This window comes from Pseudomonas sp. DY-1 (assembly GCF_003626975.1).
Classification (GTDB): Bacteria; Pseudomonadota; Gammaproteobacteria; order Pseudomonadales; family Pseudomonadaceae; genus Metapseudomonas.
Genome location: NZ_CP032616.1, coordinates 1678836 through 1699747 on the forward strand (window position 1 = coordinate 1678836; position 20912 = coordinate 1699747).

Annotated in this window: 17 protein-coding genes; 5 read left to right on the plus strand and 12 right to left on the minus strand. The window is 63.2% G+C overall.

What is annotated here, in order from left to right; genetic code table 11:
* Positions 1-136: 136 nt before the first annotated feature.
* The gene (locus tag D6Z43_RS08075) at positions 137-2011 is read left to right on the plus strand and encodes a multicopper oxidase family protein (protein WP_120651449.1); all 1875 of its coding nucleotides are present in this window, start codon (positions 137-139) and stop codon (positions 2009-2011) included.
* A 37-nt stretch (positions 2012-2048) separates the two neighbouring features.
* Entirely contained in the window at positions 2049-2717 is a 669-nt protein-coding gene (locus D6Z43_RS08080; RefSeq protein WP_120651450.1) for an SCO family protein, read from the plus strand.
* Between the two features lie 140 nt (positions 2718-2857).
* On the opposite strand, the gene D6Z43_RS08085 is transcribed toward D6Z43_RS08080, so the two are convergent.
* The 8 genes from D6Z43_RS08085 to D6Z43_RS08120 form a co-directional block, all read right to left on the minus strand.
* Positions 2858-3607, minus strand: a complete 750-nt coding sequence (locus D6Z43_RS08085) for a class I SAM-dependent methyltransferase (protein ID WP_120651451.1) — start codon at positions 3605-3607, stop codon at positions 2858-2860.
* Between the two features lie 188 nt (positions 3608-3795).
* Positions 3796-4953, minus strand: coding sequence for a MalM family protein (locus tag D6Z43_RS08090; protein ID WP_120651452.1), 1158 nt, complete (start codon positions 4951-4953; stop codon positions 3796-3798).
* Positions 4953-6545, minus strand: a complete 1593-nt coding sequence (locus D6Z43_RS08095; protein WP_120651453.1) for an outer membrane protein transport protein — start codon at positions 6543-6545, stop codon at positions 4953-4955. The genes D6Z43_RS08090 and D6Z43_RS08095 overlap by 1 nt, the downstream gene beginning before the upstream one ends.
* A gap of 18 nt (positions 6546-6563) precedes the next feature.
* Positions 6564-7568 (minus strand): transporter, encoded by a 1005-nt coding sequence (locus D6Z43_RS08100; protein WP_174235577.1) that lies wholly within the window; start codon positions 7566-7568, stop codon positions 6564-6566.
* Positions 7569-7605: 37 nt separating this feature from the next.
* Positions 7606-8367 (minus strand): C39 family peptidase, encoded by a 762-nt coding sequence (locus D6Z43_RS08105; RefSeq protein ID WP_077526270.1) that lies wholly within the window; start codon positions 8365-8367, stop codon positions 7606-7608.
* Between the two features lie 89 nt (positions 8368-8456).
* A complete protein-coding gene (locus tag D6Z43_RS08110) occupies positions 8457-8909 on the minus strand; it encodes a DUF6160 family protein (protein WP_120651455.1) in 453 nt (150 codons plus the stop codon).
* A gap of 231 nt (positions 8910-9140) precedes the next feature.
* Entirely contained in the window at positions 9141-11852 is a 2712-nt protein-coding gene (locus D6Z43_RS08115) for a LuxR C-terminal-related transcriptional regulator (protein WP_120651456.1), read from the minus strand.
* On the minus strand, positions 11849-14563 hold the full coding sequence (locus D6Z43_RS08120) for a LuxR C-terminal-related transcriptional regulator (RefSeq protein ID WP_256660971.1): 2715 nt from the start codon (positions 14561-14563) through the stop codon (positions 11849-11851). The genes D6Z43_RS08115 and D6Z43_RS08120 overlap by 4 nt, the downstream gene beginning before the upstream one ends.
* Before the next feature lie 165 nt (positions 14564-14728).
* Between D6Z43_RS08120 and pabB the strand changes: the two genes are divergently transcribed.
* Positions 14729-16078, plus strand: coding sequence for an aminodeoxychorismate synthase component I (pabB, locus tag D6Z43_RS08125; protein ID WP_120651458.1), 1350 nt, complete (start codon positions 14729-14731; stop codon positions 16076-16078).
* Positions 16079-16210: 132 nt separating this feature from the next.
* Here the strand turns inward: pabB and thrH are convergent, their stop codons facing one another.
* The gene (thrH, locus tag D6Z43_RS08130; protein WP_120651459.1) at positions 16211-16828 is read right to left on the minus strand and encodes a bifunctional phosphoserine phosphatase/homoserine phosphotransferase ThrH; all 618 of its coding nucleotides are present in this window, start codon (positions 16826-16828) and stop codon (positions 16211-16213) included.
* 192 nt (positions 16829-17020) lie between these two features.
* Here thrH and D6Z43_RS08135 point away from each other — a divergent pair, with 192 nt between their 5' ends.
* Together D6Z43_RS08135 and D6Z43_RS08140 are read left to right on the plus strand one after the other, a co-directional pair.
* Entirely contained in the window at positions 17021-17755 is a 735-nt protein-coding gene (locus D6Z43_RS08135; protein WP_120651460.1) for a phosphoadenylyl-sulfate reductase, read from the plus strand.
* A 3-nt stretch (positions 17756-17758) separates the two neighbouring features.
* Positions 17759-18049 (plus strand): hypothetical protein, encoded by a 291-nt coding sequence (locus D6Z43_RS08140; protein ID WP_120651461.1) that lies wholly within the window; start codon positions 17759-17761, stop codon positions 18047-18049.
* Positions 18050-18219: 170 nt separating this feature from the next.
* On the opposite strand, the gene cysB is transcribed toward D6Z43_RS08140, so the two are convergent.
* The 3 genes from cysB to D6Z43_RS08155 form a co-directional block, all read right to left on the minus strand.
* Positions 18220-19194, minus strand: coding sequence for an HTH-type transcriptional regulator CysB (gene cysB, locus D6Z43_RS08145; protein ID WP_120651462.1), 975 nt, complete (start codon positions 19192-19194; stop codon positions 18220-18222).
* A 119-nt stretch (positions 19195-19313) separates the two neighbouring features.
* A complete protein-coding gene (locus tag D6Z43_RS08150) occupies positions 19314-19814 on the minus strand; it encodes a universal stress protein (protein WP_120651463.1) in 501 nt (166 codons plus the stop codon).
* Between the two features lie 178 nt (positions 19815-19992).
* Positions 19993-20898, minus strand: a complete 906-nt coding sequence (locus D6Z43_RS08155; protein ID WP_120651464.1) for a 5'-nucleotidase — start codon at positions 20896-20898, stop codon at positions 19993-19995.
* Positions 20899-20912: the final 14 nt, after the last annotated feature.

The following is a 20912-nucleotide window of genomic DNA, read 5'->3' on the forward strand; positions in this document are numbered from 1 at the left end:
CCTGTTTCATAAGCGCGATACAAGCTTCGACCGGCAATCACTACAGAGCCAACAAGGCCGACCGGTACGAGGTGCTTCTGAGGCGGACAGAGCGATCGAAAGTTCACCGTCAATCAAGCTGTGGAGGACCGCAGCCGTGAATATCTCTCGCTTGCTGTTCAGGGGCACTCCGCTTGTCGCCAGCAATGTCACAGGTGACAGCAACCAACAACCACTCGCCAACACCAACCGCCGTTCATTCCTCAAATGGTCCGCAGCCGCCAGCGCCCTGCCCTTGCTCCTCACCGAACGTGACAGTCACGCCAAGGACAGCGACACCTCCGATGTCGCCAGCCCGAAAACCACTCCGTGGAAGGAATTCCTGCCCAACCAGATGAGTCCGCTGAACCCGGTCAGCGTGCTGCATGGAGCGGACGGCGTGCAGGTGGTTCCGCCTTCCGTCACCGCCGACGCCGAGCACGGGGAATGTGGCCGCAAACCACACCAGCGCTATGACCAACTGGGCATCGATCCGACGATGTATGAAATCAACGTGGTGGAGCGCCCGTGGAAGGCGCACCCGGACCTGCCGGAAACCAAGGTCTGGAGCTACCGCGCCGCCGACTCCACCCCGGATAGCTTCAGCCCGATCATCTTCGCCCGCTATGGTCAGCCGGTACTCTGCCGCTTCCACTGCAAGTTGCCCAAGGACCATGTCGGCGTCGGCGTCCCGTACATCTCGGTGCACCTGCACAATCTGCACTGCCCTTCGGAAAGTGACGGTTTTCCCGGTGATTTCTTCAGTGCCCAGAAGCAGGGCCTGACCATGGACTTCAAGGGCGAGTACAAGGACCACTTCTACCCCAACGTATACGCCGGCCTGGACGAGATGCAGAACGGCATCGGCGACTACCGCGAAGCGCTCGGCACGTTGTGGTTCCACGACCACACCTGGCAAGCCACCTCGCAGAACGTGGTGCGCGGGATGTTCGGCTTCTACGTCATCTTCGACCACCTGGACTCCGGCAACGAGAAAGACCCGAGCCCGGAAGCGCTGCGCCTGCCCAGCTATCCGTACGACTACATGCTGAGCTTCAACGACATGCGCTTCGATTCGAAGGGTCAGCTCGTCTTCGACCGTTTCAGTCCGGACGGCACGCTGGGCGACAAGATCCTGGTCAACGGCAAGATCGAGCCAGTGCTGCGCGTCGCGCGGCGCAAGTACCGACTGCGCCTGCTCAACGCCGGCCCGTCGCGCTTCTACGAGTTCTACCTGAACGACAGCAAGGGCAAGGCGCAGACCTTCACCTACATCGCCAATGACGGCAACCTGCTGCCCGCGCCCATCCGCAACATGGGCAAGGTTCATCTGGGCGTCGCTGAGCGCGCGGACCTGGTGGTGGATTTCTCCAAGTACCCCGTCGGCACCGAGCTGTTCCTTACCAACCGCCTGATCCAGGACACCACCAAGGGACCGGACAAGGTAGACGGTTCCGGCACCAAGGTGCTCAAGCTGCTGGTGGACCGTGACCCGCCGGAGCAGGACCTGAGCCAGGTGCCTGATGTCCTGCGGCCGCTACGCCCACTGTGCGACGAGGAAATCGAACGGGCCAAGGTGCGCCGCTGGGTGTTCGACCGCAAGGGCGGCGAATGGGCGGTCAATGGCAAGCCGGAGAATATCCTCGACACCAGCGCCAAGATCGACAAGGGCGAGTGCGAGATCTGGGAGCTGGTCAACGAAAGTGGCGGCTGGCAGCACCCGGTGCATATTCACTTCGAGGAAGGTCGCATCCTCAGCAAGACGGTCAACGGTGTGCCGGTGGCCATTCCGGAACACGAGCGAGGACGCAAGGACGTCTATGTGCTCGGCAAGAACGAGGCGGTTCGGGTGTTCCTGCGCTTCCGCGACTTCACCGGCAAGTACGTCATGCACTGCCACAACGTGATCCACGAGGACCACGGCATGATGATGCGCTGGGACATCGAGGACGACACGCCGCCCGAACCGCCAGCCGGGTGCAACGTCAGCTGAGCCATAGCCAACCCTTGATCGTTACTGGAGATGCCAGATGAACACTCGCAGAAATCTGCTGTTCGGCGCCGGTGTGGCTGCCACAGGCCTGGCCGCGCTGGGCGCCGGCCTGGTAGATCGCAACTGGGCCGCCCCGGAACCCGAGTACGCCGAGGGCGACAGCTTCGGCGCCCGCTACTTCCCTAACCTCACCCTCTACACCCACCTCGGTAAGCGCGTGAAGCTCTATGACGATCTCATGCGCGACAAGGTGGTGACCTTCAACATGATGTACACGATGTGCGGCGGCCTCTGCCCCACCATGACCGCCAACCTGCGCGGCACCCAGAAGCTCCTGGGCGACCGGGCCGGGAAGAATGTCTTCATGTACTCCATCACCCTGCAGCCGGAGCTGGATACGCCGGAGATCCTCAGGGAATACGCCGAGTCCCACCATGTCGGTCCGGGCTGGCTATTCCTCACCGGCGACCCGGCGGACCTGGAGAAGCTGCGCCGCAAGCTCGGCTTCTTCGACCCGGACCCGGTAGTCGATGCCGACCGCACCACCCATATCCGCATGGTGCGCATCGGCAACGACCGCTTCGATCAATGGACCATGGCCTCGGCCCGCTCACAGCCTGAGCAGTTGGTGGCGGCGATCAACATGGTGGACCGGTCGGTGGATTTCACCTCGCACAATGGGAAGGATGCGAGCCTGCCGGCTTGAGGCCCGGGCCGGCCGAGGATTGACTTGTGGGAGCGATTTCAATCGCGATGCAGTACGCAGTACTGCCGGGAATACCAGGGCGGCTAAACCGCCCTATTCGCGAATGAATTCGCTCCCACAGGCGAGTAGCCGTGCACCGCTCAGCTCACCCGCCCCAGATTCACCACCAATGGCCAGCTCACCCGGCGGGTGCTCGCCGGGTCGCCCCAGGCCTGCGTGAATCGTTCGCGTAGCGGGTCGAGCGGGTTGTTGCCGTGGGCGTTCTGGTAGGTCGCCAGGGCCGACCAGCTTTCCAGGTAGCCCAGAAGCCGCGCCAGGTCCCATTGGGCATCCAGGTTGAAGGGCGGTACCTCGATGCGCTCGAAAGGGAACGGCAGGGTGCGATAACCCTGCTCCACGTGCTTGCGCTCCTCGGCCCAGTAACTGCCGAGGATGTCGCTGTAGAAGTGACTGACCAGCGCATCCACTTCGGGCGTGATCGTCGTGAGGTTGTAGGAAATCACCGCAAGCAACCCGCCCGGCCGGCTGACCCTGCGGACTTCGGCATAGAAGCGTTCCAGGTCGAACCAGTGCAGCGCTTGCGCCACCAGGGTCAGGGAAACGCTGGCGTTGGCCAGCGAAGTCTGCTCCGCCGGCTCGCAGCGGTAGTCGATATTGGCGGCCTGCTCGGCCTTGGTCAGTTGCTGCGCGCTCACATCGGTTCCCACAACCCGCTGAAAATGCCGCGCAAGGTCGACGGTCGCCTGACCGGAACCGCAGCCGCAATCCCAAGCCAGGGAAAGGTCCGGTGCCTGCTGGCTGAGCCAAGCGATCAGCGCGGGGTCGTAGGTGGGGCGACTGGCGCGGTAAGCGTCGGAATTTCTGGTGAAGAGTGCGCTTGTGTCGGACATGGCAGGAAATCCGCTTCGGGTCGCAGGGATTGCCAGCATAGCGCGGGTGGAGCCGTGAGGCTGGCGTTGTAGGGGTGAACTCATTGGCCAAGGGCAACGCAGTTGCCCCCGAGACTCCACTCGGCAGACCTTCGGCCTGCTTGGCGATTGAAATCGCCCCTACAGAGGGAGAGGGGGCAGTGCGTGCCTCATTTCACGATGGCCAATTCGAACGAACCCTGGTCACTGTGCTCATGCACCTGCATGCCCGCTTCGCTCAAGGCAAGGTCCTGCAGTGGGCGCTTGAAGGGTTTGTTGTCCAGGGTCTGCACGCTGCGGTCTTCGTCTGTGGTCAGCAGCAGTACGTAGCGTTCGCCCTGATTGGCGCGGACCTGCACCGTGCCTTCGATGAAGGCATAGCGGTACCAGGTCTCGCCGTGGAGCTGATAGACCGCATCGCTCACCAGCCGCGTCGGCCGCTTGGCTTCGTCGAGGAACAGCAGCGAGGGATAGACCACCTGGCGATTGGCGAAGCTGCGAATTCGCAGCCCGTAGCTGTGCTGGGAGCGCGGCAGCTTGAGAGCGCTGTAGTAGCTGCGCCCCATGGGAAAGTCGAAGCTGGGCGAGAGGTTGTTCAGCTCCTCGTAGCGCGGCTCTTCTACTGAAACCTCGGTGAAGGCGGCGTCCGCCAACTGACCGCAGCAGCGCTCCACCAGGCTCTGGTAAAGCGCCTCACCCTGCTCTTCGCTGCCCTCCAGCAAGGCCTTCATGGCGGCCGTGGGCTGGCCATCGAGGGATGGCAACAATGCGGCCTTGCGCTTGAATTCCATCTCGCGGGCTTCGGTATAGGCAATGGGGCCGGGAGGCGCGTCGTCCCCTTCAGTCTCCTTGCCCCGCGCAGGCACCGGCGAGTTATGTGTGCGGCCCTGCTCATCGACCCAGGTGAAGTACGCCGGGCCCTGTTCCGGCCGGGAGTATCCGCGACCTTCGAGGACCGCCGAGTCGACGTATTCCTCGGAGCGCTGGCCGTTGGGCAGCACGAAATCGCGCTGGCCCGAATCCACCTGCCCCGCCGCGTAGAAACTGTTCTGCAGATTGCCGCTGGCATCCACCCAGGTGAAATAGCGCCGCTTGCTCTCGCCTGCCTTGGCGCTGCCGGGCCACAGTGCGTCGTCGCCATCCTTCAGGCGTGCCTGGTCGCTCTGCACGACTCGCCTGGCCGCCTGGCGCTGCTGCTCGCTGTAGCGGCTGTCGACGAAGGTGTTGTGGACGCGGCCCTGATCGTCGATCCAGGTCAGGTAGCGGCCACTGCTGGCGTGAGCGGTGCCGGCGAGAGTCATGGCGATAAGCAGGATGGGCACTTTCATCAGAAGGTCGTCTGGTAGGTCAGGGCCAGGATGTACGCCTTCACTGAAGTCGAGACGTTTTGTCCGGCGTAAGGGTTGTAGACCAGGTTGTCGATACCGGTGCAGTTGAGGCTGCAGCTAGTGTCGGCCTTGGTGCTCTGCCTGGTGGTGAAGTAGTTGAAGCCGATGTCGATGTTGGTGTCCTTGTCCCAGCGATAACCCAGGCCCAGGCCATAGAGGTGGGCATCACCGATGGGTGCGAGCACGTCGGCCTTGTCGTCCGGAATGGCCGAGGGACGCCACTCATAGCCGGCGCGCACGGCTAGGCGATCGGTCCACTGGTACTGCACGCCGAGCGCCCAGCTCCAGGTATCGCGGTAGCCACGGTCGAGGATGATGCTGTGGCTGGTGGCATTGCCGCCGCCGAAGTTCTTGGCGATGCGCAGCAGGTCCAGCTCGCGGTCGAACTCGATCTCGAACTCGTTCCAGTCGCTGTAGCCGCTCCACTTAAGGTCGAAGTTGAACTGCCAGCGGTCGAATGGAACGATCTTGATGCCCGTGGAGAAGTTGTCCGGGTAGGTCATGTCCAATGACGCGTTGCCCATCTCTTCGTCGACGTTGCCGTAGGGGAACAGCGGGCTCAGCACCTGGCCGAACAGCGAGGACTGCATACCGGACCAGAAGCCCTGCCAGTCCTTGCTGTAGTCGACCCGGTACTTGCCCTGCAGGTGCATGCGCGCCTCGCTCTGGTAGGTGGCTCCCCAGGCGAACCAGTCGGTGGGCTCCCAGAGGAAGCCGATGTTCCAGGTCGGCGACAGCGACTGCTGCAGGTCCAGGTCCATGTTGGCCAGCGTGTCGAAGGGACCGATCTTGCCGCCGCAGACGTTGATGATTCCCGAGACGACTTCGCCCAGCCCGGGCAGGCAGAGGAACTCGTTGAACAGCCGGGTCAGTCCGGTCAGGAAGCCCGGGTTGCGAAAGTCCTGGTTGAGCGCCATGGCCTGGTGGGAGAAACCAATGGACAGGCCCACCGCCAGCTCGTCATTCACCTGGTAGCCCACCGAGGGCGAGAAGTAGGTAATGCGCTGCAAGGCGACCTCACGCCCCTGGTAGCGCGCCGGATCGCTGTCCGAGTCCCGCGAGTAGCCCAGGGCCATGGGTGCGTAGACGTTGGTGGCGAAGGTGAACTTGGAGCCCGGCGGGTTGATAGACAGACCCGCCAGCGGTGCGAACAGCACCGGCACTTCGGTCATGCCGCCCATGCCCGGCAGGTACATGGCTGGCGTCAGGGTGCGGCTACTGGAGTTCGCCACCGGGTCGTCGTCGTAGCCGAGGAAGCCGTAGTCCTCGGGGGCCTCGAACTTGGCGCGAATGTCCATCACCCCGGTGAGGAACTTCACCGTGGTCTGGCGGCCCTTGAGCTTGGTCAGTGCGGCCGGGTTGTAGTGCACCGCGTCGATCCCGGAGGAATCGGCGGTGATGGCGTTGGCCATGGCCATCGCCTTGGGGTTGCCGATGGTCAGGTCGTTGGCCAGTTGGGCCTGGGCCAGGCCCGCCCAGCAAAGGCCTACCCCGACGATCGCCCGCGCAAGCGGCGAAAGGTGCGTGCTCATGAGGTGATCTCTCGCCGGTTACTGGGCCTTGAGGCCTTTGATGTCGAGGGGTACGGAAAGCCCCAGGAGTACGTCCGGCGAGTCCTCGGTCATGCCGAAGCCGGCGTTGACGTTGATGATGTAGTCCGGCGACGTTCGCAGGCCAAGGGAGAAGTTCATGATCGAACTGGTCTGTTCGGTTCCCTCCAGGTTGGCGGTCTGGAACTTGTATGTCGGCTTGGTCGTGTAGGCCATCTGGTACGAGGTGGCCAGGGACACGTCGTAGGACAGCGCATAGGCGAAGCCCATGCTGAAGTTGAGGGTGTCACCCGGTTCCACGTCTTCCAGGATGCGCCCGCCGCGCATCTGGTGAATGTCATGCACCGGCATGTTGTAGGTGTATCCCACCGAGCCGAACAGCACGACCGGGTCGATCACGTAGGACATGTTGGCGCCTACGCCCAGGCTGTAGTAGCCGTTGCCGGTGGACAGGTCGTTTTCGGAGTTGATGTCGTAAGGGCTTTCCCCGGTGGGCAGGCCCAGGGTGGCGAAGAGCGTGGTGACCGGCCGGCCACGGGTCGAGGCCCAGGGCTGCCAGCGCAGGGAGGCAGAGATGTCACCGAGGCTGTAGACGTTCAGGTCGCGCTCAGTGTCGTACTTGGCGACGAAGGGCAGGCGCACGCTGAAGGTCAGGTTGTCCCACACCCCGTAGTCGAAGGTGAAGGAGTTGGTGAAGGTGTGTTGGGCCTCGCTCTGGCTGAGCACGCTGTAGACGTTGCTGCCGGTGCGGAAGGTTTCGATCTGGGTATCGCGCACCAGCGAGTAGTCGAAACCGTAGGTGAGCGTGCGCTCGCCTTTCTTCAACAGCGTGTAGCTTTTCTCGGAGGCCTGGAACACTTCTTCCAGCGCCTTGGCGCTGTCGGCGTCGTCGTCCTTCTTGCTCAGCGCGTCACGCGCCTCGTCCACCGAGCTCTCCTCGGCCTGCAGCGGCAGACTGGTACAGAGCACCAGCATGGCCAGCCATGCGTATTCCCTTGGTCCCATGGTGCTATCCCCAGGTCTTTCTTGTTATGAGCGGGTGTCACTTGCGGCGGATGTAGCGGATATCGCCCCCCGAACCCAGTTCGTCGATTTCGTTCTGGGTGAACTTGGTGATCTGCGGAAACTCCTTGAACGCCAATAGGCTGACGATGCGATCGTCCACCAGGCGCAGGTCGCGCTCGGTGAGGGCCATGGCGTTCTGCGGTTCGTTGCCCGAGGGGAAGATCACGAAGAGGACGTTCTGGTCCCAGATTTCCTCGAAACGGGCACGGGTGAAACTGATGTTGCCGAGTGCGGGGTCCGCGACGAATACGTGGTCGTTGTAGACGTCGCGCACCACCACGAAATGCTTGAAGCCGCCGTAGTGGATCGGAACGATGGCCGGATGCTCCAGGGCGTCGAGGTCGCCGAATTCGGCACGGAATCCGCCACTCTTGTAGCCCAGCGCGCCGACGAAGCGCTTCATGTCCAGCAGCGAAAAGCCACGGCGCTCGACGATCTTGTCGGCTTCGCCGTAGCGCAGCAGGCCTTCCATCACCTGGCGTTCTTCCAGGTTCCGGCCCAGGTAGTAGTCCAGCAGGCTGGTCAGTGCCGCGGAGCCGCAGCTGTAGTCGTAGGCCTGACGGATGACGTTGCGAAATTGCAGCTGGCTCATCGGCTCGACCACGGCCGTTTCACGGTACGGACCATTGGGCGAGAGCGGCTGGCTGATGTTTACCGCACCTTGCGGTTGCGGCTTGGTGTCCACCGTCTGGGTGAAGCCGAACAGACCGAGCAAACTGCCAATCAGGATTTCGATCATTGCCGTTCCGACTACTCGACTCTTTTCTTGGGGAAAGGCCCCGCCGACCAGGTCGGCGAGGCTTTCCGGATTACAGGATCAACGAGCTGTCAGTGACCCCAGACCTTGAGGGTGGAGCCGGACATGTTCATGTTGTTGATGGCCAGGGAACCGATGCTGGCGGCGCTGGAGTCGCCGACGCGGATGGCGCCGACCGAGAGCTGGCCGGTGATGGACGGCAGGCTGATCTGCAGCTTGTCGCTGCCACCGGCGCCACCGTCGATCACGTCGATCTTCAGCGGGTCGCTGTCGAGGATGTCGAAGCCGGTGAAGGACACGGTTTCCAGGCGCAGGGTACCGGCGGTGGTGGTGCTGCCGGAGGTTTCGGAGTCGGTGTAGACGATGCTGCCGATGGAGCCGTTGAAGCTACCGGAGATGCTGATGCCGTCCTGACCAGTCACACCGGACAGAGCGGAATCGTCCATGGCCTTGAGGTCGGCCTGGGCCATGAACGGAGCAGCGAGCACAGCAGCGGCCAGAGCCAGTTGTTTGAAGCTTTTCATTCTTTTTATCTCCAAAGTTCACAGGTGGGTTACCCCCGGGGCCTGCCGTCGACTCCTGTCATCGGCAGTTGGACCGGCTGACGCCGATCTCCTGGCCGGACGCTGCTTCCTTAATCGCATCCGGCGAGGGTTCGTGAAGCACCATGCTTCTCGACCTGGGAACAAAACTACTTAGCCCCTCCCCCGCTGCCAGCCCATCCAAGGGATGGAGGGGCTGTGGGGTTCCTCACCTCAGGCCTCGCTCAGGAGGCCCAGACTCTTGCCCTTCAACACGGCCTGGGTACGGCTGCGCACCCCGAGCTTGGCGAACAGGTTGTGCAGATGCCATTTGATGGTGGCCTCTGACAGGTGCACCGCCTGGGCAATGTCGCGGTTGGAAAGACCTGCCGCGACATACCGCAGGATTTCGCGCTCTCGATGGCTAACATCTTGATTTTCATCGAAAGTTTCCGGATCCACGGAGAGCCGGCGGCATTGCTCGCGCAGGCTTTCGGCCACACCTTGCCAGGCGCCGGCACGCTTGGGTTCGGCGGCGCGCCAGGCATCCCAGAGCGGCAACAGCCAGAGCGCATCATCCTGGAGCAACCGGCGGTAGCCACGATTCCAGGCCTCTTCCAAGGTGTTCTGGAACAGGACGAAGGCCTTCTCGCTGTTACCTTTGCGCCAGTACGCCACAGAAAGTAACAGCGACAGCCGCAGGCGACGATCGCGCTGGTGTTCGTCCTGTTGCCGCGCGAGGCAATTCTCCAGGCTCGATTGGGCACGCTCGGGGCGGCGCTCGGTGAGTGCCAGGCGTGCCTCGGTCAGGGCCAGCACCGTGTGCGCATCGGAGTAACGCGCCAGCGGCAGCACGGCCAGGTGTTGCTGCAGTTGCAGGCAGATGCGCTCGGCTTCGTTGGGCCGCCGCAGCCAGAGCAGGAACTGCACCTTGCAGGCCATTCCATGGGCGAAGACCCGCTCGTAGCCCGCACCCTGCAGGCCAGCCAACCATTCGTCGAGCTGGGCCAGCGCCTGCTCCGGTTCACCGGCAAAGAATCGCGCCCGCGCCATCACCAACTGACCACGGCTTATCAATTCCACCGGAGTCGCTACATCTCGCCAGGTAGTCGCCAGGGGCAGTTCGGCAAGGATTGCGGCCTGGCGGTCCTGTTCGTAAAGGAGGTCGGCGTAGGCCAGGGCCAGCGGCCCACCTACCCGGCTGCGTCGCCCGAACACCCGTTCCACACGGGCTCGGGCGGTTTCGGCGATGGCCCGGCCGCGTTCCAGTTCGCCGCTTTCCTTGCAGATCAGCGCCTCGATCAGGCTGGTCATGACATGCAGGTATTCGCTGTCCACCAGTTTCAGGTTGTCACGGGCTATCGCGATGGCCTTCGCGGCTTCGCCGAATTCGCCCATCAGCGCATAGGCCGCCGCCTGGACGCAGGCCAGGCTGGCACGGAACACCGGCTGGTTGTCCGGCACCATGGCGAGCCACTGGCGGGCGACCTTGAGGCAGGCTTCCAGCTTGTCCTGATAGAGCATGACCAGGGCCTTGAGCACCTGGGAGGCCGCCAGCAGTTCGCCAAGGCCGAAATGGATCACCTTGCCGCGCCCTTGCAGCAGTCGCGTGCTGACTTCCTCGATCAGCGCTTCGGACTCCGCGAATCGCTGCTCGAACGCCAACTGCCAGGCATAGAAGATCTGGAACACCGGGTGCTCGCGAATGACCTCGGCGGGCACGCCCTTGAGCATCGAAAGAATGCCGTAGACCCGGTTGCCGGCGATCAGCCGTGCGCCCTGGCGCTCCAGCATCGCGGCGGCGAAGGCGAAATCGCGGCCACGCAGGGCGTACTTGATGGCGCGGTCCGGCATGTCGTGGCCTTCGCACCAGCGCGCCGCCGCATGCAGCAGGGTTGCCGGATCCGTCTGGCGCGCCAGGCGACCCTGGAGGAACTCGGCAAACAGATGGTGATAGCGGAACCACTCGCCCTGCTCGTCCAGGGGAATGATGAAGAGCTGCTCGCGCTGCAGCCGCATCAGCATGTCGAGCCCATCGCGGCGGCCGGTCAGGGCATTGCACAGGTCGGCGCAGAAGTCGTCGAGCACCGAGGTCTGTTCGAGGAACTGCTGCAAGGGTTGCGGCAGGCTTTCGAGCACGTCCTCGGTCAGGTAGTCGGCGATGTTGCGCTCGGTGCCGCTGAGGCTGGCGAGGAAGGCAGCACGATCGGGATGCCGGGCCAGCGCCAGGCTCGCCAGGTGCAGCGCGGTGATCCAGCCCTCGGTGCGGGTGTGCAGCAGGCGCACTTCATCGCTGGCCAGCGTCAACTGGCGCACCTCGCGGAAGTAGGCCTCGGTTTCTTCGAGGGTCAGGCGCAGGTCTTCGGCTTTCAGCAACAGCGATTCCGCCTCGCTGAACAACAGCCGTGGTGTGAAGCGGGTGCTGCTGACCAGGTGGACATTGGCCGGCAGGTTCTCGATCAGGTAGCGCGCCCCCTGGTCGAGGGCTACGTGGCGGATGCGGTGGAAGTCATCGAGCATCAGGTAGAGGTCGCCCTCGATGCGTTTCAGATCGCCGACGAACGCGTCGATCACCGCCTCGATGGGCCAGTTCACATCACCCTGCAGAAGGCCAACGGTATTGCCACCAAAGCCGGGCAATGCGGCATCCACCGCGGCGACCAGGTACTGCAGCAGGCGTTGCGGCTCGCTGTCGGCCTCATCGCAGGACAGCCAGGCGACATGTGCGCCATCGATCTGGAGGTGCTGGCGGAACAGGCTGAGCACGGTGCTCTTGCCGAATCCGGCCGGCGCACTGAGCACCAGTACGCGGCGGCTGCGGGCGCCCTGCAGGCGCTGGATCAACGCTCGGCGCGGCAGTACCGGGCGGCCACCGGCATCGGCCGGGAACAGCTTGGTGCGCAGGAGGGGAATCTGGTGCGGGCGTGACAGGCAGAGGTCGGTCATGATTCGAGCAGCCCCAGCTCGCGGGCACGCCGGATCGCTTGGGTCCGGTTACGCACCTTGAGCTTTTCGTAGATGTTGTGCAGGTGCCATTTGACAGTCCCCAGCGCCAAGGCCAGCTGCTGTCCGATCTCCTCGTTGGACATGCCCTTGGCGGCCAGACAGACCACCTCGCGCTCACGGTCGGTGAGTCCTTCTTCCAGCACATCCAGGGATTTGCGTGCGTCGTTGCCGGGCCAGGACGCCAGCAGGTCGCGGATGAAACCTTGCAGCGCGGGGTGGCGTTCGGCCGCTTCCAGTTGCTGGAGCAGTTGGCGGATGGCCTCGCCCTCCTCTATGAACAGGCTGCGCACGCCCTCCCGCTCGGCACAGAGCAGGCACTGCACCAATAGGCTCTGGGCGCGCTCCTGATAACCCAGGCGCTGGTAACTGAGGGCGGCCAGCAGGTCCAGGCGCAGCCGTTGCAGGCCATGCCAGTTGGGCTGGAGCTTGCCGCGCAATTGGGTGATCTCGTGCAGGGCTTCGCTGAAGTGCCCACGGGCTTGCTGCAGGCGCACGCGGATCAGCCCCTGTACCCAGAGCGCCGAATTGGCGCCGTGCTGGGTACCGCCGCTGGCCAGCTTGTTCCAATCCACGCCCTTGAAGCGCTGTTCGGCCCGCTTGATGCGATCGGTGCCAGGCTCCTGGAGCGTCAGCGAGATTTCCTCGGCCACCGCTCGCGCATAGAAGCGCCAGGACTGGTTGCGTGCGGCCAGGTTCTGCATCAGCACCAGGGTCGCCTGGGCTTCCTTGGGCTTGTCCTGCATGCGCTGGATGCGCGCAAGGAAGAGCATGCCCTGGGCATAGATGTCGATCGGCCGGATGACGTCGATATGGGTCAGCGCGCTGCCGAGGCGTTCCTCGAGGCCGTCGAGGCGCCCCTGCTGGTAGGCGATCAGGGATTCGACTATGACCGGCAGCGCCATCGCACGGGACTTTTGCCCCAGGTGCGGCATGACTTGCGCATGCATCTGATCGAAGAGCATCTGCGCCTGCCGCACCTGGCCCTGTTCCAGGGCCAGGAGGATCTCGACGTTGGCCAGCTGCATGTCCAGGTAGCGGCCTTCGAGGAAGTGGTTGCGCTGCTGGGCCAGGGACAGCAGGCGGCGGGCCTGGTCCGGCTGGGCGAGGACCGCCAGGGCCATGGCGCCAATCACCAGGATGGCCACTTCGAGGAAGGCCTGGTTGCGCCCGAGTTGCGCCTCAACCCGGCGGGCGATGGTGACGCAGAGTTCGAGGTCGTCCTTCTGCAGGGCGAGGGCAGCCTTTACCGCCAGGGTCGCCAGGTACTTGTCGCTGATCTGCGCCTCGGCGCGGGTTCCGCCCCAGCGGGCCAGCAACTCGTCGAGCATCTGGATGGCTTCCGGCAGTGCCATCTCGGTCGCACGGTTCCAGACATCCGCCAGTACCAGGGTCGGGTAACGCGCGGCAATATCGTCCGGCACCTTCTGCCGCCAGCGGTAGATCTTGTTCAACTGGCCGCGGTTGATCAGTTCCAGGCCGCAGCCATCCACCAGCGCCGCGAGCATGTCCGGGTCTTCGGCTAGGCTCGCGTGCTCGATGGCGAGGTTCTGCATGTGATGGTTGGTGAACCAGAGACTGGCGTTGAAGTGCAGTTGCTTCAGGCGCTCCGGATCACGGGTCTTGAGACGGCTGCGCAGGAAGTCGGCGAACAGGTGGTGGAAGCGGTACCACTGCCGCTCACGATCCAGCGGCAGCAGGAACAGCTGCATGGTTTCCAGCCGTTCCAGCAACGCCTGGCCATCCTGGCGCCCGGTCAGTGCGTTGGCCAGGTCACCACTGAGCTGGCTGGCGACACCGAGGGCCAGCAAGGCGTCCTGCAGATCGGCAGACAGCTGCTCGAAAACGCTGGCCAGCAGGTATTGACCTACCGTGGCCTGGTCACTGCCCAGGCACTCCATCTGCTCAGTGGCTTGCGGTTGGTGGCGGAGCCACAGGCTCGCCAGCTGGACACCAATCGCCCACCCTTCGGTATGGCTGTGCAGCGCGGCCAGTACTGCATCATCCAGTTGCAGGCCGGTACGGGCCAGGTAGTCGCGGGTTTCCTCGACGGACAGGCGCAACTCGTCGAGACCGATCTCCAGCAGCCAGCCCTTGGCCCGCAAGGTGGCCAGACTCAGCGGCGGCAGGGAGCGGCTGCCGACGGCCAGGGAGAAGCTGGCAGGGGCCAGGCGCACCAGGCGGCCAAGTGCGGAAAAGAGTTCGGGGTCTTTCAACAGGTGCAGGTCATCCAGCACCAGCAGGAGCGGACCATTGTGGCGGGCGAGGTCCACCAGCAGGCTTTCGAGCACGGCGTTGACCGGGACCTGCATGGTGTTATGCAGGTAGCCGCGGGCGTAGTCGCCAACGCCGGGCACGGCTTCGCCGAGGGTCTTGATCAGTTGCTGGAAGAATCGCGCGGGATCGTCGTCCTCGGCCTCCAGGGAGAACCAGGCCACTGCGCTACCGGCGGTGCGGCGTTGCTCGGCCAGGGCCGCAAGGGCGGTGGTCTTGCCGAACCCGGCAGGTGCCGAGAACAGCAGGAGGCGAGCATGAGGATGGGCGGCCAGTGCCGCCTGAACCTGGGGTCTTGGCAGATAATCGGCAGATGCCTGAGGTGTCACGAGTTTGGAGCGCTGGCGGCTACCGGCTGCGGGGTTGAGAACTGCGTCCACTGCCTGAATCCCTGTGTCGTTATCGTTGTGGTTCGGAGGTACATCTCCGTGGGATTGGTACATAAGTATCAGAATGTTTTTCCTACGTAAACGTCAGAAAAGGCTCTAGGATCGACACTGCAGGCAGACTAGAATCCGCTCCTGCATTCAGCCCGCGCCGCCCCCATGCCTGACTGTCATTTACACGCTCTTCCCTATCAGGAATCTCCCTGCGAACGCTTCGCCCGAGTCCGCCAGGCGCCCGGCGCCGTGTTGCTGGACGCCGGCCGACCGGTCGCCGAGCGTGGACGCTATGACCTATTCAGCGCCTGGCCATTGGCAGCATTTGCAGCAGCGCCGGGCGAATCGGCCAACGACTTCGCCCATCGCCTGCGGAAGGCTCTGGCCAGCCTCGGCGAGGCGAGCCTGCCTGCGGGAATCGAACTGCCGTTCGTCGGCGGCCTGATCGGCTACCTGGCCTATGACTTCGGCCGCAGGGTGGAGCAACTGCCGGAAGCGGCCATCGATGACCTGCAATTGCCCGACGCCCAGTTGGGCCTCTATGCCTGGGCGCTGGTCAGCGATCATCAACTGCGCACCAGCCAACTGGTGTTCCACCCCAGCCTTGCGCAAGCCGAGCGCGCACGCCTGATCGCACTGTTCAGCGAGCCTGCCGAATCGGCATCCGCCCCATTTCGCCTGCACGCGCCCTTCCAGGCCAACCTCGACCAAGGCCAGTACCGCGACGCCATCGAACGGGTGCAGGCCTATATCCAGGCCGGCGACTGTTACCAGGTGAATTTCACCCAGCGCTTCCAGGCACCCTGTGAGGGCGATCCCTGGTCCGCCTACCAGGCATTGCGCGCGGCCTGCCCGACGCCGTTCGCCGGCTACCAGGCGCTGAACGATGGAGGCGCCATCCTCAGCCTGTCGCCGGAGCGTTTCATCAAGGTCAGCCAGGGCATGGTGGAAACCCGCCCGATCAAGGGCACCCGACCGCGCGGCCAGACACCGGAGGAAGACCGCATCCAGGCCGAGGAGCTACTGGCCAGCCGCAAGGACCGCGCGGAGAACCTGATGATCGTCGACCTGCTGCGTAATGACCTCGGACGCAGCTGTGCCATAGGTTCGGTACGGGTGCCTGAGCTGTTCGCCCTGGAGAGCTACCCCAACGTCCATCACCTGGTCAGCGCCATCACCGGCCGCCTGGCGGCAGACAAGGATGCACTGGACCTGATCACTGGCAGTTTTCCCGGCGGCTCGATCACCGGCGCCCCGAAGATTCGCGCCATGCAGATCATCGACGAGCTGGAGCCCACTCGCCGCTCGATCTATTGCGGGTCCCTGCTTTACTTGGACGTTCGCGGCGAACTGGACAGTTCCATCGCCATCCGCACCGTGCTGGTGAAAGACGGTCGGGCCAGTTGCTGGGGTGGCGGAGGCATCGTTGCCGACTCCGACTGGCAGGAGGAATACCGTGAGTCAATCACCAAGGTGAAGGTGTTGATGCAGACGCTGGAGAGGTTGGGAGATTAAAACCTGTGGGGGAAGAATTCATTCGCGAACCGAATTGGCACCGTGCCAGCAGACGGCCCCTCCCCCCAACCCTATTCCAGAGGGCGAGGGAATGAAAAAGCCCGCTTTCGCGGGCTTTTTCATAGGCAGGATTCAGAGGCTCAACTGACGGTTGGAGGCCTTGATGAACTCGCGCTTGAGGTCTTCGTAGGTGTGCACCGCCGGGAACTGCGGGAACTCGCGGATTACATTTTCCGGCGCATGGAACAGGATACCGGCATGAGCTTCGCTGAGCATGGTGGTGTCGTTGTAGGAGTCGCCAGCCGCGATCACACGGTAGTAGAGGCTCTTGAAGGCCAGCACGGACTGGCGCTTGGGGTCCTTCTGGCGCAGCTGGTAATCCACCACACGATCGGTCTCGTCGGTGATCAGGCGATGGCAGAGCAGGGTCGGGAAGCCCAGTTGACGCATCAGCGGCTGGGAGAACTCGTAGAAGGTGTCGGAGAGGATGACGACCTGGAAGCGCTCGCGCAGCCAGTCGACGAACTCGACGGCGCCTTCCAGCGGCTTCAGGGTAGCGATCACTTCCTGGATGTCGGCGAGCTTCAGGCCGTGCTCGTCGAGGATGCGCAGGCGCTGCTTCATCAGCACGTCGTAGTCCGGAATGTCCCGGGTAGTCGCCTTCAGCGCTTCGATTCCGGTTTTTTCCGCGAAAGCGATCCAGATTTCCGGAACCAGTACACCTTCAAGGTCGAGACAGGCGATTTCCACGAGCAATTTCCCCGCATGGCTTTTTGATTGGAGGCGGCACTCTAGCGACTCGACAGATACCGTGCAACGCAGCCCTTATATCCAAACGCAGCAGTGGTACTTCCTGATGGTTATTTAGGAGCATAACTCCCCTTTGTTAAGATGCCCGCCATAGAGCGCGCCCAGCGCCACCCCTAAAAGGAAGCCTGCCTGATGAGCCACCCCTTCGACGTCGTCGCACTGGCGACGGCTTACGCCAGCAAGTCCCCCCAGGACATCCTCAAGCTCGCCTTCGAGCATTTCGGCGACGACCTGTGGATTTCCTTCAGCGGCGCCGAGGACGTGGTCCTCGTGGACATGGCCTGGAAGCTGAACAAGAACGTCAAGGTATTCAGCCTGGATACCGGCCGTCTGCATCCGGAAACCTACCGCTTCATCGAGCAGGTGCGCGAACACTATGGCATCGCCATCGAGGTGCTATCGCCGGACCCGCGCCTGCTGGAACCCTTCGTCAAGGAAAAGGGCTTGTTCAGCTTCTTCAAGGACGGTCATGGCGAATGCTGCGGCATCCGCAAGATCGAACCGCTGCGCCGCAAGCTCTCCACCGTGACAGCCTGGGCCACCGGCCAGCGTCGCGATCAGAGCCCGGGCACCCGTTCCCAGGTGGCCGTACTGGAAGTGGACGGCGCCTTCTCAACCCCGGAAAAGCCGCTGTACAAGTTCAACCCGCTGGCGCAGATGAGCAGCGAAGAAGTCTGGGCCTACATCCGAATGCTGGAGATTCCCTACAACCCACTGCACGAGCGCGGTTTCATCAGCATCGGCTGCGAGCCCTGCACCCGCCCGGTACTGCCGAACCAGCACGAGCGCGAAGGGCGCTGGTGGTGGGAGGAAGCCACCCAGAAGGAATGCGGCCTGCATGCCGGCAACCTGATCAGCAAGGCCTGAGCCATGCGCATCACCCTGGTGAAGAAAGTCCTCGCCGATGGCCAGGACTGCCGCAAATGCCGGGATGTGATGGAGCACCTGGAACGCGGGGGCCATCTGGAGCGGATAGACCGCATCCTGGTGGCCGACGAGCGCAACCCGGGTAGTGCCGGCTGGATGGCAGCGCAGCATTACGGCGTGGACACTGCACCGTTCTTCGTGGTGCGCCACGACGATGGCCGGGAGCAGGTCTACACCGTATTCCTCGCCTTTCTGCGCGATGTGTTGCAGCCCTCCTCCAACCCATCCTCGTAGCCCAGCAGGGTGTTTGGCTTCGCGGAGCTCAGCCCAACCTACAGCCCTCTTGGCGTGCAGGTGGGTTGCGGTAGAGCAAAGAGAAACCCAACAGCATCCAGCGTCGTAACTCCTGTGTACCGCCCAGAAAAAAGCCCGGCAATAGCCGGGCTTTTTCCTTGCCCTGACCCTTAGTAGGTCGGCAGCTCCACGTCGTGGAACAGCTCGTCCAGCTCCGCCTTGTTATGACACTGCACGGCCCTGGCCTGGACATCGCGGGTCAGGTGCGGGGCGAACTTCTCGATGAAGTCACACATGAAGCCGCGCAGGAAGGTGCCGCGACGGAATCCGATCTTGGTCACGCTCGCTTCGAACAGTTCACTGGCGTCCAGCACCACCAGGTCGCTATCGAGCTTGGGATCCACCGCCATTTTCGCGACGATGCCCACGCCCAGCCCCAGGCGTACATAAGTCTTGATCACGTCAGCGTCGGCAGCGGTGAACACGACCTTGGGGGTCAGGCCACGATGGCTGAACGCTTCATCCAGCTTGGAGCGGCCGGTAAAGCCGAACACGTAGGTCACGATGGGATGTTCAGCAAGTGCTTCGAGGGTCAGCTTGGGCAGCTTGGCCAGCGGGTGGCCTTGGGGAACGATGACGCAGCGGTTCCAGCGGTAGCACGGCATCATCACCAGGTCACCGAAGAACTCCAGGGCTTCGGTGGCGATGGCGAAATCGACAGTGCCATCGGCAGCCATCTCTGCGATCTGCATGGGCGTCCCCTGGTGCATGTGCAGGGCAACGTCGGGGTACTGCTTGATGAATCCACCGATCACCGGCGGCAGTGCATAGCGCGCCTGGGTATGGGTGGTGGCAATGGACAAGGTGCCTTTCTTCTCGTTGGAGAACTCCTGGGCAATCTGCTTGATGCTCTCGACCTTGCGCAGGATTTCGCCGGCGGTGGTGATGATGCGCTCACCGGCCGGAGTGACTCGAGTGAGGTGCTTGCCGCTTCGCGCGAAAACCTCGACGCCCAGCTCGTCTTCCAGCAGACGGATCTGCTTGCTGATGCCCGGCTGCGAGGTGTAGAGGCTTTGGGCAGTAGCGGACACGTTAAGGTCGTGGTGCGCTACTTCCCAGATGTAGCGCAATTGCTGGAGCTTCATAGGCAATCCTCAAAGCGATTACGCCGCAGGATGTCGGCGGCGTTTATAACCATATTAATGGTTTGCTGAATAAAACTAGACGTTTTTTTGCGCTTTGCACAACCCGCGACCAGCGGTGATCAGAAGTCGTTGCGCCCGCGATGCTGGAGCATTGGCACCAGATACACCGGCACCTCTGAAAGTTGCACCAATCTGGCAGCGGTACGGCCCAGCGGTGTATCCAGCGAAGTCCCGTGGCTGTGGCTACCTACTACGAGCAGGTCCACCGAGAGCTTCTGCACTTCTTCGAGTATGACCAGCGGCGGATCCCCCTGAACCACCCGCACCGCGCGGATCATGTCCAGGTCCTGGACCGCCTCGCCCATTTCATCGCGAAACCCCTCCAGCACCCGCTGCTCGATACTCGACATCACGGTGCCCAGCCCCTTGGCCCGCAGCTCCTTGAGGGTGGCGTCGTCAAGGTAGGTCTGCAGAACCGATTCGGCGAACAGCCCAAGGGGCTCCACCGCATGAACTACATACAATTGGGCGTTGTAGGCGCGAGCGAGAGACAAGGCGTGCTGCAGAACATATGGGGCATAGAGACCGAGGTCCGTGGCATAGAGAATGGAGCGAATCATGAGGCCTCCTACTGCCATGCTTGGCTGGCCTCACCAGAGCTTAGGTTCTGTAGGAAAAGTCGTCGAGCGACCGGCCGGCGCGGCACAAAGACCATTGGACCGCGCTGAAGCGTGCTAGCCACAAATGGCTTTCCAGGCCGATTGCGGAGCCTGCTGGCAACTCTCGTAAGGAATCCGATCAGAACTGCGGTTCGTTGCTGACACCGTGGGGAACATGCCCGGTAGCCACTACATCGCGGGCCTTTTCGCAGTGTCCGGCCTGGTCGTCGAAGAACACATCTGCGCCAAAGGTTTCGAGGATGGCGGCCTTTTCCAACCCGCCGAGGAAGAAGGATTCATCCAGACGAATGTCCCAGTCGCGCAGGGTGCGGATGACCCGCTCATGCGCCGGCGCGGAGCGCGCGGTTACCAACGCCGTGCGAATCGGACAGGCTTCCGGCGGGAACTCCTGCTGCAACCGGTTCAGCGTCGAAAGGAAAGGCTTGAAGGGCCCTCCATCCAGAGGTTCGCGCGCCGAATCGCGCTCGTGGGCCTGGAAGGCTTCGAGGCCGCCACTCTGGTAGATACGCTCGGAATGGTCGGAAAACAGCACCGCATCTCCATCGAAGGCGATGCGCAGCTCATTGCTCGCGGCGCGGCGCGGACCGCCAGAGAGAATGGTGGCGGCGGCGTAGCCCGTCTGCAGGGCGCGACGCACATCTTCGGCATGGGTGGACAGGAACAGGTGGCAACCGAAGGCGCGCAGATACGGCTCGGGACTGCGCCCGCCGACAAAGGCAGCGCGGGAGATGCCAAGACCGTAGTGCTGGATGGAGTTGAAGGCCCTCAGCCCGGTGTCGGCGCTGTTGCGCGACACCAGGATGACCTCGACCCGCTGCTGGCCCAACTGTTCGTTCAGGCCAAGCAGTTTCTCCACCAGCGGATAGGCATCGCCAGGAGCCAGCACTTCGTCTTCATGGTCGATCTGGTACTGGCGGTAGGCTTCTATGCCTTCTGCCTCGTAGACCCGGTGGCTTTCGTCCAGGTCGAACAGTGCCCGCGAAGAGATCGCCAGTACCAGCTTGTCACCCAGCCCCTTGCCCATGAAGGTCCGTCCTC